Annotated in this window: 12 protein-coding genes and 1 tRNA gene; 7 read left to right on the top strand and 6 right to left on the bottom strand. The window is 60.0% G+C overall.

The genetic code is table 11. The features are described 5' to 3' along the window. Nucleotide 1: 1 nt before the first annotated feature. Nucleotides 2-1201 (top strand): MFS transporter, encoded by a 1200-nt coding sequence (locus JZX88_RS09435; RefSeq protein WP_206913364.1) that lies wholly within the window; start codon nucleotides 2-4, stop codon nucleotides 1199-1201. A gap of 439 nt (nucleotides 1202-1640) precedes the next feature. Continuing rightward, nucleotides 1641-3590, top strand: a complete 1950-nt coding sequence (locus JZX88_RS09430) for a methyl-accepting chemotaxis protein (protein WP_206913362.1) — start codon at nucleotides 1641-1643, stop codon at nucleotides 3588-3590. 98 nt (nucleotides 3591-3688) lie between these two features. On the opposite strand, the gene JZX88_RS09425 is transcribed toward JZX88_RS09430, so the two are convergent. From JZX88_RS09425 to JZX88_RS09410, 4 genes are all read right to left on the bottom strand, one after another. Beyond that, nucleotides 3689-4126, bottom strand: coding sequence for a DMT family transporter (locus tag JZX88_RS09425; protein ID WP_206913361.1), 438 nt, complete (start codon nucleotides 4124-4126; stop codon nucleotides 3689-3691). 10 nt (nucleotides 4127-4136) lie between these two features. Continuing rightward, complete coding sequence (locus JZX88_RS09420) at nucleotides 4137-4649, bottom strand: GNAT family N-acetyltransferase (protein ID WP_065114002.1); 513 nt, start codon at nucleotides 4647-4649, stop codon at nucleotides 4137-4139. Nucleotides 4650-4718: 69 nt separating this feature from the next. Then, entirely contained in the window at nucleotides 4719-5267 is a 549-nt protein-coding gene (locus tag JZX88_RS09415; protein ID WP_236771208.1) for an XRE family transcriptional regulator, read from the bottom strand. A 149-nt stretch (nucleotides 5268-5416) separates the two neighbouring features. Then, a tRNA-Arg gene (locus tag JZX88_RS09410) sits at nucleotides 5417-5493 on the bottom strand. A gap of 520 nt (nucleotides 5494-6013) precedes the next feature. Between JZX88_RS09410 and JZX88_RS09405 the strand changes: the two genes are divergently transcribed. Both JZX88_RS09405 and JZX88_RS09400 read left to right on the top strand, forming a co-directional pair. Next, a complete protein-coding gene (locus JZX88_RS09405) occupies nucleotides 6014-6520 on the top strand; it encodes a MarR family winged helix-turn-helix transcriptional regulator (protein ID WP_065113980.1) in 507 nt (168 codons plus the stop codon). Nucleotides 6521-6771: 251 nt separating this feature from the next. Beyond that, nucleotides 6772-7047: a hypothetical protein gene (locus JZX88_RS09400; RefSeq protein ID WP_174034247.1), complete on the top strand. Its 276-nt coding sequence runs from the start codon at nucleotides 6772-6774 to the stop codon at nucleotides 7045-7047. 47 nt (nucleotides 7048-7094) lie between these two features. Here the strand turns inward: JZX88_RS09400 and JZX88_RS09395 are convergent, their stop codons facing one another. Beyond that, nucleotides 7095-7556: a hypothetical protein gene (locus tag JZX88_RS09395; RefSeq protein WP_065113978.1), complete on the bottom strand. Its 462-nt coding sequence runs from the start codon at nucleotides 7554-7556 to the stop codon at nucleotides 7095-7097. Between the two features lie 74 nt (nucleotides 7557-7630). Continuing rightward, nucleotides 7631-8635 carry a LysR family transcriptional regulator gene (locus tag JZX88_RS09390; protein ID WP_142857235.1) on the bottom strand — a complete coding sequence of 335 codons (1005 nt, stop codon included), beginning with the start codon at nucleotides 8633-8635 and terminating at the stop codon, nucleotides 7631-7633. 255 nt (nucleotides 8636-8890) lie between these two features. Between JZX88_RS09390 and chvE the strand changes: the two genes are divergently transcribed. The 3 genes from chvE (at nucleotide 8891) to gguB (ending at nucleotide 12778) form a co-directional block, all read left to right on the top strand. Then, a complete protein-coding gene (gene chvE, locus JZX88_RS09385) occupies nucleotides 8891-9955 on the top strand; it encodes a sugar ABC transporter substrate-binding protein ChvE (protein ID WP_065113976.1) in 1065 nt (354 codons plus the stop codon). A gap of 91 nt (nucleotides 9956-10046) precedes the next feature. Continuing rightward, nucleotides 10047-11585, top strand: coding sequence for a sugar ABC transporter ATP-binding protein GguA (gene gguA / locus JZX88_RS09380; protein ID WP_065113975.1), 1539 nt, complete (start codon nucleotides 10047-10049; stop codon nucleotides 11583-11585). After that, nucleotides 11582-12778, top strand: coding sequence for a sugar ABC transporter permease GguB (gguB, locus tag JZX88_RS09375; protein WP_110756204.1), 1197 nt, complete (start codon nucleotides 11582-11584; stop codon nucleotides 12776-12778). Before gguA ends, gguB begins: the two co-directional genes overlap by 4 nt. The last annotated feature ends 101 nt before the right edge of the window (nucleotides 12779-12879 follow it).

Genomic DNA, 12879 nt, shown 5'->3' with positions numbered 1-12879 from the left:
GATGGCTGAAAATTCCACGGCGCTGAAAATCACGCTGCTGTTCGTCGCCACGCTCACCATCATGGCGGGAACGACGGTTGCGCCCTCGCTGCCCGCCATCGAGCAGAGCTTCCTGTCGACACCCCATGTCGGGCTGTTGAGCCGCATGGTGCTGACGCTGCCATCGGTTTTTGTCGCGCTCTGCGCGCCGGTCGCCGGTATGCTGGCGGATCGCTTCGGCCGCAAACGGCTGCTGCTGGGCTCGATCCTGCTTTACAGCCTTTCCGGCATGTCCGGCCTTTTTGCAGACAGCCTTGCCGGCCTGCTCGTCGGCCGGGCCTTTCTGGGCCTGGCGATCGGCGGCATCATGACGATCGGCACGGCGCTTGTCGGCGATTATTTCGAGAGCCCGGCACGCGAACGTTACCTCGGCCTGCAGCAGGCTTTCACCCAGCTGGGCGGCGTGCTTTTTGTCGTGGCGGGCGGATTGCTGGCCGATATTCACTGGCGCGCGCCCTTTGCGGTCTATGCCGTTGCCCTGCTCATCCTGCCGGCTGCCCTGCTTTTCCTGCGGGAGCCGGAGAGGGGCGACGGCCGCGCCCAGGATGGTGGGCCGGCTGGCGCCGTCAACTGGCCGGTGGTCGCCGTGCTGGCGCTGACGGTGTTCCTCGTCAACGCGCTGTTTTACACCATTCCCTCGCAATTGCCGTTCTTCCTGCGGGAGCTCGGGGTGTTTTCCGGCAGTATCGCCGGATATGCGATCGGCATCTTCAATCTGGCGGGTGCGCTGACGGCGCTCAATTTCGCGAGATTGCGCAGGCATATGGGCGTAGCCATCATTCTGGCGGTGGGGTTGATGCTGATGGCAACGGGGTTTGCGCTGCTTGCCATGGCAAAGGGGCTGGCTTCCATGCTGTCGGCGGTTGCCGTGACCGGGCTCGGTCTGGGCGTCGTCATGCCGGCGATCATGTCCACGACGATCATGCTGGCGCCGCTGCGGCTGCGCGGGCGTATCGCCGGCATTGTCACGGCGTCGATGTTTCTCGGGCATTTCATCTCGCCGCTGGCAAGCCAGCCGTGGATTGCCCGGTTCGGTTTTGCGATGGCCTATCGGGACATAGCGCTGATCTTTACCCTTATGGCCGTTCTCGCCGCCATGGCCGCCATTTTCCAGCGCCGGGCGGTGATGCGCAAAGCACGTTCCTTTGCCCGAAGCGGGTGAGGGGCGGGATGGGCGGCGGGGACCTGCGGCAGACACGCGGGTCGACCGGCGGGGTCGATCGCGAAGGCGCTGCTGCCGCCTTGCCGCCGATTTTTCGCGGGCCGTTTGGGCATGAAGGAATTGTAAAGTTTTTGACTATAATCATTTTATCGAACAAGAAATTGCAGCCGGTATCCCAAACCGGTCGCTTTCCGAAATCCCCGAAATGCGGCCCGGCGCCCCCGCTCGCTGGCGGGCTGCCCGCGTCCCGCGGAGGATGTCTGCCGACACCGGGAGGCAGGTCTCCTTTCGCTGGCGCATGCATGATGCAAATTGCGGCCCAAGCCGGTGATGCGTCTCGCGAAGCCCAGATGATCAGGGCGTTCGACGTGCAATGTCAGTTTTGCCGAACACCTCCGGCACGGGGAAGGAGCGGCTTTTCATTGACGTGAGGTTTTCCGTGTCCTTTCTTCAAAATGCCAGCATCCGCACCAAGATCCTGTCACTTATTCTGCCGCTCTGCATCGTCGGCCTTGGCGCCACGGCATTCATGTCCAACCGCTACAAGGAAGCGGATACGGCCTATTCGTTTTTCATTGCCAACGATAATGCCGCGCTGGTGGAGCTTGCCCGTGCCAACCGCAATCTGACGGCGGTCGCCTATAGCGCCTATCAGGTGATGGCTTATGATGCGGCCGGGCCGGATATCAAGGTTGCCCGGGACACCTACACCGAAAGCAAGCGGTTGCTGGCGACGCGCCTCAACAATGTGAAAACGGCTTTTCCGGAAGAGGCGGCGGTCCTTGACGGGTTCCTTGCGAAGTCGCAGGAGATTACCGCGATCACCGACAAGGCGGTCGAATTGGGCCTGGCCGACCGCAACGCGGATGCGGCGGCACAGATGCTGAAGGCCGATGCTTCCATCCGCCCGACCTCCGTGGAAATGATGGCGCTGCTGGACAAGCTGACCAAGGGCGTCAGCAAGGGAAGCGACGATCTGAGCAACCAGACCAATTCAACCATCCTGACATCCCTTGCGGTGATCGGGCTTGTTTTCTCCATCGGCGTCATTCTCGCGATTTTCGTGGCGTCGCGTGGCATCACCACGCCGATCGCCCGTCTGTGCCAGCGGATGGCCTCGCTTGCCAATGGTGAGACGGCGGCTGAGATCGACGGCACCGGACGTGGAGACGAAGTTGGCCAGATGGCCAGAGCGGTGCAGGTGTTCCGCGAAAATGCGGTCGAGCGCATTCGCCTCGAACAGGAGACCGAAGCCAATCGCAGCCTGTCCGAAAAGGACCGCATGGAGCGCGAGCAGCAGAAGGCAAGGGAAGCGGCCGACGTCAAATTCGCCGTCGACAATCTCGCTGCCGGCCTGTCGAAACTGTCCGAAGGCGATGTTTCCTATCGCATCGGTCAGCCGTTCACGGCGACGCTGGATGGCGTTCGCAACGATTTCAACATGTCGGCTGAAAAGCTGCAGGCGGCCCTGACCAAGGTCGCGCAGAATGCCGGCGGCATCGGTGCTGGCGCGGACGAGATCAAATCGGCCGCGGATGACCTTGCCAAGCGCACGGAACAGCAGGCCGCAGCCGTGGAAGAGACCGCCGCCGCGCTGGAAGAGATCACCACGACGGTGCGCGATTCCACCAGACGTGCGCAGGAGGCAGGCCAGATCGTGAGCCGGGCCAAGGCGGGCGCCGAACAATCCGGCGAGGTGGTGCGCCGCGCCGTGGTCGCCATGGAGCAGATTGCCAAATCCGCCAACGAGATCAGCAACATCATCGGCGTCATCGACGAGATCGCCTTCCAGACCAACCTTCTGGCGCTGAATGCGGGCGTCGAGGCGGCGCGCGCGGGCGAGGCGGGCAAGGGCTTTGCGGTGGTTGCGCAGGAGGTGCGTGAACTCGCGCAGCGCTCCGCAAGTGCCGCCAAGGAAATCAAGGCGCTGATCACCACTTCCAACGATCAGGTGCAGCAGGGCGTCCAGCTGGTGGGCGATACCGGCAAGGCGCTGGCGACCATCGTCTCGGAAGTGCAGGAGATCAACCGGCACGTCGTCTCCATCGTGGAATCCGCCCAGGAACAGTCCTCCGGCCTCCAGCAGATCAACACGGCGGTCAACCAGATGGACCAGGACACGCAGAAAAATGCGGCCATGGTGGAAGAAACCAACGCCGCGAGCCACAGCCTCGCCAAGGAGGTTGCGTCGCTCAACCAACTGCTGTCGCAGTTCAGGCTGGCCGATGGCGCCTATCAGCAGAAAAGCCAGCCGGCTCCGCTGCGCAATGCCGGCGGTAACGACAGGCCCGTGGCTTCGCCCGTGCGCGCCCTTGGCCGCAGGCTTGCCTCCGCCTTTTCGGGCAATGCCGCCGTCGATACCTCAAAGGACGACTGGCAGGAGTTCTGATCGCCATCCGGCGACCCTCACAAGCATCGGCGGGGATGTGCCCCGCCGGTGTCCGCGCAAGAAACGTCGCAATCACGACGCCTGCCTGATGGATCTCTCTAGACCGCCCTGAAGGCGACGAGGCCGGCACCGGCCAGTAGGAGGGCCGCCCCGAAAAGGGTTATTCCCGCAATATTACCCGATCGGAAGACATCCGTGAGCAGACCGAAGCCGAGCTGACTTGCGACAAGCACCGCGACCGTTGCTGCCGCGCCGATGCGCTGGTAACCGAGGATGCTTGCGAAGACGAAGAAGGATCCGAGCAGGCCGGGAAGGATGTTCCAGGGGCGGAACAGGTGCAGGATTTCCGATGCCCCTGCAGCACCTGTCCGCCAGATCAGAAGAAGCGTCAGAACCGCCAGTCCCACGGCAGAATTCATGATGAGCGGGACGAGGATGGTGGTGGCGTTTCCCGAGATTTTCGCCATGAGAATGTTCTGCGTGACGATAGCAGCCCCGGCCCCGACCAGCAGCGCGAATATTGCAAAATTGGCCATGGCCGCCGCCTTAGTCTGGCGTGGGCCGGTCATCGAGTTTCAGATACATGAACGTCAGGTCGAGCCATTCGCCGAATTTCATGCCAACCTGCCTGATCGGCTCGACACTGCCAAAGCCGAGCTTCTCGTGCAGCCGGATCGATGCGACGTTCCGGGATTCGATCCCGGCGATCATCACATGCTTGCCAATCGCGCGGGCGCGCCCGATCAGTGCCTGCATCAGCGCTTCCGCCACGCCTTTGCCCCGGTGGTCCATGTGAACATAGACGGAATGTTCCACCGTATGGCGATATCCATCGAATGCGCGCCAGTCGCCAAAAGATGCATAACCCATGACCGATCCGTCTTCCCTGACGGCAACGAGGACGGGATATCCAAGCCGTGTCCGATCTGCGAGCCATGCGGCCCGGTTGGCCACGTCGACGGTCGAATCGTTGAAGATCGCCGTCGTGTTCAGGACAGCATGGTTATAGATTTCGGCAACCGTTTCCAGGTCGCCGGACTGTGCGTCGCGAATGATCATGAAGAAATCCGATTTGTCCACTATGATAATATTATATCTAACATAGTGGACAACTGGAGGCAAGCGGCCTCAGGATATTTTCAGGATGGCGACCGCATAGGTGCAGGGTTCCCTGGTGGCGTTGCGGAAGATGCAGTCAGCCGGCGGCCCAAGCTCCAGGCAGTCCCCCTGCTTCATCTCGTGGGTCACTTCACCTTCCACGAAAACCAGCTCTCCCGAAAGAACCCAGATGAGCTGGCGCAGGAAGATATAGGCCGAGGCGGGCATCGGTACCTGCTTGCCGGGGGGCAGCGTGATGTGGATGATATCGAAGGGCAGATCGGAACCTGGTGAAACATGCCTGCGCAGATATCCGGTCTCGGGATCCTGCCATGTCGGCTGCTCCTCCATGCGCAGCAGGCGGCCCTGCCTGGTCTCCGCGCGGGCCAGCAGCGTGGACATGCTCAAACCGAAAGCGCCAGACAGCTTGCCCAGAAGATTGGCGGTCGGGCTGCTCTCTCCGCGCTCGATCTTATGGATCATCGCCCGGGAAACGGACGCCTTTTCCGCGAGATCGCTGAGCGACCAGCCCCTGCTTTCCCGTTCCGTGCGAATGCGCGCGGCGATGCGCCTGTCCATGTCAATTTCGTTACCCATCGTGCTACGATAGTGGACGGCTTGGAAATGGCAACAGGGCGAGGGACATTTGCTCGCCCGTTCGTGGCGAGATTTTGAAAACAGCGGCGGCGGTGGAGGTTTGCCAATTGGGCGCGTGTCAAATCTGTGAATGGCGCACCCGACAGGATTCGAACCTGTGACCTTTGGAATCGGAATCCAACACTCTATCCAGCTGAGCTACGGGTGCAGCAGTCACGCTTGAATCGCGTGCAGCGGTTGGTTCATACCCTAGCTTTCTTTCCGCATCAATGTCTAAAAATCAGAGATTTGCGAAACCGTGCCTGTTTTTCTACCAGCGCTGAGTGCAGTTTGTTGGGAGGGGCGGATGTCTTTCTGCGGGGCGGGGGAGCGGTGCGTCGTTTGACGTATTGCTTTTTTTGTTGAAATCGGGTTTCCCCTATAAGTAGTATGTTATGGCATCATCCGGCAGCTGTTCCGTCGTTATGGCGAACGGGTGGCCGGATTGGCGCAATGCCTTTCAAACACGGCGCGGCGGGCGGTGCGATACCCTCAAAACCGGCGGGTAAATAGTCATATTTTTCCCGGTCTCCGGAAGGGGCCGTGGAAGCAGGAATTGAGTTTTTGCGGATTAACTGTCAAATTATTATACAATATTAGTATCATCTACATTTATTTGGGATACAGTTTCGGAGCGTTGTCGGTTATGATTTCGGCAGGGTAAAGGAACGAATCAGGCGGGGGATCGGATGGCTTTGCGATTGGCACATAGCAACGGGCCGCGGGCGGAAAAGGCTGAAAGCGGCGGAGCGGAAGCGGCGCATCTGGCGGCGATCGACTATGGATTGCTGACGACGGCGATCGGCTATCATTTGCGGCACTCGCAACTTGCCGTGGCAAACGGGTTTTCCGATGTGCTGGCGGAGCGGGGATTGCGGCCGGCGGATTTTTCGGTTCTCGTCATCGTTGGCGGTAATCCGGGCCTGAAACAGAGCGATGTGGCGGAAGCGCTCGGTATCCAGCGCGCCAATTTCGTCGCGATCGTCGACAGCATGGAGGAAAAGGGGCTGCTTGTCCGCCGCCGGTCGGAAGAGGACAGGCGCGTTCATTTTCTCGACATGACCGAGGAAGGCAGCCGCCTTCTCGACTGCCTTTCCGATTCATGGCGCGACCGTGAGGAAAAGCTGATCGACAGGATTGGCGGCAAGAAGGCCCGCGACCAGCTTTTGTCGCTGCTTGGGCGTCTGCGGGACTGAAGACTGCGGCCTCTGCCATGGCTGTCAATCGACGCGACGGCCCGCAGGCGCGGGTCGTGCCGATTTTCGGGGCCGGTGCGGTTATGCGTTCCTTCTTTCAATCCCGGTTCTTCACGGCAGCCTGATCGGTCCAGGCCCGATTTGCATTGCAATTTTCGTGTGAAACGGCCAAGACGGCCTGATCACAGGCCTTTGGCGCACGCGATGCCCGCAGACCGCCACATGCCGGAAAGGCCGGAAACGGGAACGCCATGCTGAACATCGATACCAGCCATCCGCTTTATCGCCCCTTGTGGGTCAGATTGCTTATCGTCGGCTTTTGCGCGGCCTGGGCTGTGATCGAATTCGTCAATCGCGAGTTCTTCTGGGGAACGATCGTCGGCGGTATCGCGGCCTATGCGGCCTATGAGCTGTTGGTGAAGTTCAAACCCGCAAGCGCCGATGATGCGGCCAAGGGCGCAACAGACAGGGCCGCACCGGACGAGCCCGGCGAAGGCGCGCCGGCCGACAAGAACGATGCCGGCTGAAATTCATACGGTTTGCAGGGAGCGTGCCGGGCCTTTCGTCCGGCGCCTTATGCCCTGAGCATCCGGATCGCCTGGTCGATCAGAAGATTTGCCGCGGTCATGCGCAGGGTCGCATTGTGCCGGAATTCCGGCTTCACCCCGTCGGGGTGGTTGAGCCGGGCGAAGGCGCGGCGTTTTTCCGCAAGCGTTGCGGCAGTGTCGGTTTCATGGATCGCCAGTTCCGCCGAGACATCCGCAAGAGAAGTCTTTTCAAGGTGTGCCGGCATGGGTTCCGGCTCAGGCTCCGGCTGGGGTTCGGGCGGCGGCGCGGGGTCGGCGAGAAAGGCGAGATAGGCATCGAGACTGCCATGTCCCGGTTGCGGTGCAGCAGAAGAGGTGCCGACGACGAAACCGGAGCTGAAACCCGCAATGCGATGGCCGGCGGGCGGCAGCGGCTGCGTGTCTTCGTCTTCCCTTTCCTGTTTCAGCCTTTCGACGACTGACTGAAAGACGGATTGTCCGAAAAGCATACGGTGTTTCCCTGCGCCGGCCGGTGTCATCCGGTCCTTTTAGAGGATGAAGGTGGCGTCTGGCTTGCCGCTCTTCATGAGGCGGTCAGCTTGCGGCTTTCGTCCAGAACCAGATCGTAAAGCAGGCGGGCACTGGGCGGCAGGACGCGGCCTTTGGTGGTGATGATGCTGTAAGGCTTGACGACAAGTTCGAAATCCGTCGGCAGGATGCGGGTGCGGCCGATATCGGCCTGCTGGCCGGTCACGAATTCGGCCATGTCCTGGGCGATCGGCGCAATCGCATTGGTGTTGCAGATCAGCGCGAGCGTCAGAAGCATGGACGGCGTGTTGATGATGTTGCGCGGCATGGTGACGCCGTGGGAAAGAAACACATCCTCCATCGTTCGCCGCAACAGGGCGCCGGGCGGCTGGAAAACCCAGTCGTAAGCGGAAAGCTCGTCCAGCGTCACCGGCTCGCCGCCAAGCAGGGGATGGCCCTCGCGCACCACCAGACAGGCCCGTTCGATGCCGATTTCATGGATGGAGAAAAGGCCGGGATCGAAATCGTCGGGGATGCGGCCGATGATGAAATCGTGACGCGCGGCCAGCAGTTCGCGGGCCAGCACGTTGCTGCTTTCCACCTGCACGTTGATTTCGATGCCGGGATAGGTATCCGTCGCCCGCCTGATGGCGGGAACCACGAGGCTGATGGCCGGCGCGGTGACCGCGCCGATATAGACCGAGCCGCCGCTGCCGGACTTCATCTGGTTGAGCTCGCGGCTCGCCTCGCGCAGCTCCAGCAATATGGTGCGCGCCCGGCGGGCCAGCGCCTCGCCGAACTTGGTCAGCACCACACCGCGCGAGGCCCTTTGACAGAGCGGGCTTTTGACGATGGCTTCCATTTCGGAAAGCATGCGCGAGGCCGCCGGCTGTGTTATGTTCATGGCGGCCGCGGCGGCGCTGACCTGCCCGTGCTCCTCGATCATGACCAGCATGCGCAGATGGCTCATCTTTAATCCTGCCCGCAGAAGCGGGTTGTCCTCAAAGACAAAAAGCGCGTCCGCTGTTTGCGTCTGCTCATACACTTTTGGGTTGCTCATCTGCCGTTTTATACCCCTCAGCGGTTATTGTATCGATTTAATATAACATAATTGATATAGGTAAACCGATATATTCTATTTGACAGTTATATGGATTCAGAACAGTTTGCGGGGTGCCGGGGAGGAGCGGCATCTGTTCCATTTCGCAGCTGCGAGATCGGAATGGGCCTAGCGCGGCTTCTTCCCCTGATGGCATGAATTTCATGGTGCGCCGCAGCAAGCGGGTGCCAGAGAAGGGTTCAAGGGAGAGAGTTAATGAAGTCCATTATTTCGCTGATGGCGGCTTGTGCCATCGGTGCTGCTTCCTTCGCAGCACCGGCTTTCGCGCAGGACAAGGGTTCCGTTGGCATTGCCATGCCGACCAAGTCTTCCGCTCGCTGGATCGATGACGGCAACAACATCGTCAAGCAGCTGCAGGAAGCCGGTTACACGACCGACCTGCAATATGCCGACGACGATATTCCGAACCAGCTGTCCCAGATCGAAAACATGGTCACCAAGGGCGTCAAGGTCCTCGTGATCGCATCGATCGACGGCACCACGCTGTCGGACGTTCTGAAGCAGGCTGGCGAGCAGGGCATCAAGGTCATCGCTTATGACCGCCTGATCCGCAACAGCGGCGACGTCAGCTACTACGCCACCTTCGACAACTTCCAGGTTGGCGTTCTGCAGGCGACTTCGATCGTCGACAAGCTGGGTCTGAAGGACGGCAAGGGTCCGTTCAACATCGAACTCTTCGGCGGCTCCCCGGACGACAACAACGCCTTCTTCTTCTATGACGGCGCGATGTCTGTTCTGCAGCCTTACATCGACAGCGGCAAGCTGGTCGTGAAGTCCGGCCAGACCGGCATGGACAAGGTCGGCACGCTGCGCTGGGATCCGGCAACGGCCCAGGCCCGTATGGATAACCTGCTGTCGGCCTATTACACCGACGCCAAGGTTGACGCCGTTCTGTCGCCTTACGACGGTCTGTCGATCGGCATCATCTCCTCGCTGAAGGGCGTTGGTTATGGCACGAAGGACCAGCCGCTGCCGGTCGTTTCCGGTCAGGACGCTGAAGTTCCCTCGGTCAAGTCGATCATTGCCGGCGAACAGTATTCCACCATCTTCAAGGACACCCGCGAACTCGCCAAGGTGACCGTGAACATGGTCAACGCTGTCATGGAAGGCAAAGAGCCTGAGGTAAACGACACCAAGACCTATGAAAATGGCGTCAAGGTCGTTCCGTCCTACCTGCTGAAGCCGGTTGCCGTTACCAAGGAGAACTACAAGCAGGTTCTCGTTGACGGTGGTTATTACACCGAAGACCAGCTGAAATAAGCCTGAAGACACATGCGGGGATGACTTGGCGTCATCCCCGTTTTTCCATAAAAATAAAAACGCCGGAATTAATCGGGCGCTGGATTGCGATATGGCCAATACCATTCTCGAAATGCGGAACATCACCAAGACGTTTCCGGGCGTGAAAGCGCTTGAGAACGTCAACCTCAAGGTTAAAGAGGGTGAGATCCACGCACTCGTCGGTGAGAACGGCGCGGGGAAGTCGACCTTGATGAAGGTCCTTTCCGGTGTTTACCCCGCCGGCACCTATGAGGGCGAAATCCACTATGAAGGCGCGGTCCGGAATTTTCGCGCCATCAACGACAGTGAAGATATTGGTATCATCATCATTCACCAGGAGCTGGCGCTCGTGCCGCTCCTGTCGATTGCGGAAAACATCTTCCTCGGCAACGAGGTTGCCTCGGGCGGCGTCATCAACTGGCAGCAGACCTTCAACCGTACCCGCGAGCTTTTGAAGAAGGTGGGCCTGAAGGAATCGCCGGAGACGCTGATCACCGATATCGGCGTGGGCAAGCAGCAGCTCGTCGAAATCGCCAAGGCATTGTCGAAGAGCGTGAAGCTGCTCATTCTCGACGAGCCGACGGCCTCGCTCAACGAAAGCGATTCCGAGGCGCTGCTCAACCTGCTGATGGAATTCCGCAAGCAGGGCATGACCTCGATCATCATCACCCACAAGCTCAACGAAGTGCGCAAGGTGGCCGACCAGATCACCGTTTTGCGCGACGGCATGACGGTGAAGACGCTCGACTGTCACAAGGAAGAAATCAGCGAGGATGTCATCATCCGCAACATGGTGGGGCGTGATCTCGAGGATCGTTATCCGCCGCGCGACGTGCCGATCGGCGAGACCATTCTCGAAGTGAAGAACTGGAACGCCTATCACCAGCAGCACCGCGACCGCCAGGTTCTGCACGACATCAACGTCACCGTGCGCAAGGGCGAAGTCGTCGGCATTGCCGGGCTGATGGGGGCAGGGCGCACCGAATTCGCGATGAGCGTGTTCGGTAAGTCCTATGGCCACAAGATCAGCGGCGAAGTGCTGATCCACGGCAAGCCCGTGGATGTCAGCACCGTGCGCAAGGCCATCGATGCCGGTCTTGCCTATGTGACGGAAGACCGCAAACACCTCGGTCTCGTGCTCAACGACAACATCCTGCACAACACCACGCTTGCCAATCTGGCCGGCGTGTCGAATGCAAGCGTCATCGACGACATCAAGGAAATGAAGGTGGCGAGCGATTTCCGCACGCGCCTGCGCATCCGGTCTTCGGGCATTTTTCAGGAAACAGTCAATCTTTCGGGCGGCAACCAGCAGAAGGTGGTGCTCTCCAAGTGGCTGTTCTCCAACCCTGATGTGCTGATCCTCGACGAACCGACCCGCGGTATCGACGTCGGCGCGAAATATGAAATCTATACCATCATCAACCAGCTCGCTGCCGACGGCAAAGGCGTTCTGATGATCTCATCGGAAATGCCGGAACTGCTTGGCAATTGCGACCGCATCTACGTCATGAACGAAGGCCGCATCGTCGCTGAATTGCCGAAGGGAGAGGCGAGCCAGGAAAGCATCATGCGCGCTATCATGCGCTCAGGGGAGAAGAACTCATGAGTTCGGCAAACACCACAAACGAAGAAAGTAACGTCATCTCGGTCGGGTCGTATATTCGCTCGAATATCCGCGAATATGGCATGCTGATCGCGCTCGTCGCCATCATGGTTTTCTTCCAGTTCTATACCGGCGGTATCCTGTTCCGCCCGGTCAACCTCACCAACCTCATCCTGCAGAACTCGTTCATCGTCATCATGGCGCTCGGCATGCTGCTGGTCATCGTGGCGGGGCATATCGACCTTTCGGTCGGCTCCATCGTCGCCTTCGTCGGCGCGATTGCGGCCATATTGACCGTGCAATGGGGCATGAACCCGTTTCTGGCGGCGCTGATTTGTCTTGTCATCGGCGGCATCATCGGTGCTGCGCAGGGTTACTGGATCGCCTATCACCGCATTCCGTCCTTCATCGTGACGCTGGCGGGCATGCTGGTGTTCCGCGGCCTGACGCTCTTCGTGCTCGGCGGCAAGAACATCGGTCCTTTCCCGACCGACTTCCAGATCATCAGCACCGGCTTCCTGCCTGACATCGGCGGTATTGAAGGTCTCAACACCACCTCGATGATCCTGACCGTGCTGATCACCGTGGTGCTGTTTTATCTGGCGTGGCGCCGCCGCGTGGTGAACGTGAAGCATGGCATCGATGTGGAGCCGTTCGGTTTCTTCATCGTGCAGAATCTGCTGATCTCAGGCGCTATCCTGTTCCTGGGTTACCAGCTGTCGACCTATCGCGGCCTGCCCAACGTGCTGATCGTGATGCTAGTTCTCATTGCGCTTTACAGCTTCGTGACGCGCCGCACGACCATCGGTCGCCGCGTTTACGCCATGGGCGGCAATGAGAAGGCGACCAAGCTTTCCGGTATCAACACCGAACGCCTGAGCTTCCTCACCTTCGTCAACATGGGCGTGCTGGCCGGTCTCGCGGGCATGATCATTGCAACGCGCCTCAACTCGGCGACGCCGAAGGCCGGTGTGGGCTTCGAGCTTGACGTGATCGCGGCCTGCTTCATCGGCGGCGCTTCGGCATCCGGCGGCGTTGGCAAGATCACGGGTGCGGTCATCGGCGCCTTCATCATGGGCGTCATGAACAACGGCATGTCGATCGTCGGCCTCGGCATCGATTTCCAGCAGATGGTCAAGGGCCTCGTGCTGCTCGCCGCCGTGTTCTTCGACGTCTACAACAAGAACAAGGGCTGATCGGCCCGAACCCTTTCGCAGTCAAAAAAGTGGCCGGTTTCCGGCCACTTTCATAAGATGCAGGCGTTATGCGCCGAAGAAGATAAGGCGCGTCGCGCCGC

It is taken from the genome of Agrobacterium sp. OT33 (assembly GCF_017313365.1).
In the GTDB taxonomy this organism is placed as follows: Bacteria; Pseudomonadota; Alphaproteobacteria; order Rhizobiales; family Rhizobiaceae; genus Agrobacterium; species Agrobacterium rhizogenes_A.
Note: the sequence above shows the minus strand (reverse complement) of the source record. Positions and strands in the feature narration are given on the sequence as shown.

Coding starts and splice junctions, on each gene's coding strand:
- JZX88_RS09425 (WP_206913361.1), bottom strand. CDS start 4,126: ATGGCCAATTTTGCAATATTCGCGCTGCTGGTCGGGGCCGGGGCTGCT.
- gguB (WP_110756204.1), top strand. CDS start 11,582: ATGAGTTCGGCAAACACCACAAACGAAGAAAGTAACGTCATCTCGGTC.
- chvE (WP_065113976.1), top strand. CDS start 8,891: ATGAAGTCCATTATTTCGCTGATGGCGGCTTGTGCCATCGGTGCTGCT.
- JZX88_RS09405 (WP_065113980.1), top strand. CDS start 6,014: ATGGCTTTGCGATTGGCACATAGCAACGGGCCGCGGGCGGAAAAGGCT.
- JZX88_RS09395 (WP_065113978.1), bottom strand. CDS start 7,556: ATGCTTTTCGGACAATCCGTCTTTCAGTCAGTCGTCGAAAGGCTGAAA.
- JZX88_RS09400 (WP_174034247.1), top strand. CDS start 6,772: ATGCTGAACATCGATACCAGCCATCCGCTTTATCGCCCCTTGTGGGTC.
- JZX88_RS09420 (WP_065114002.1), bottom strand. CDS start 4,649: ATGATCATTCGCGACGCACAGTCCGGCGACCTGGAAACGGTTGCCGAA.
- gguA (WP_065113975.1), top strand. CDS start 10,047: ATGGCCAATACCATTCTCGAAATGCGGAACATCACCAAGACGTTTCCG.
- JZX88_RS09390 (WP_142857235.1), bottom strand. CDS start 8,635: ATGAGCAACCCAAAAGTGTATGAGCAGACGCAAACAGCGGACGCGCTT.
- JZX88_RS09415 (WP_236771208.1), bottom strand. CDS start 5,267: ATGGACAGGCGCATCGCCGCGCGCATTCGCACGGAACGGGAAAGCAGG.
- JZX88_RS09435 (WP_206913364.1), top strand. CDS start 2: ATGGCTGAAAATTCCACGGCGCTGAAAATCACGCTGCTGTTCGTCGCC.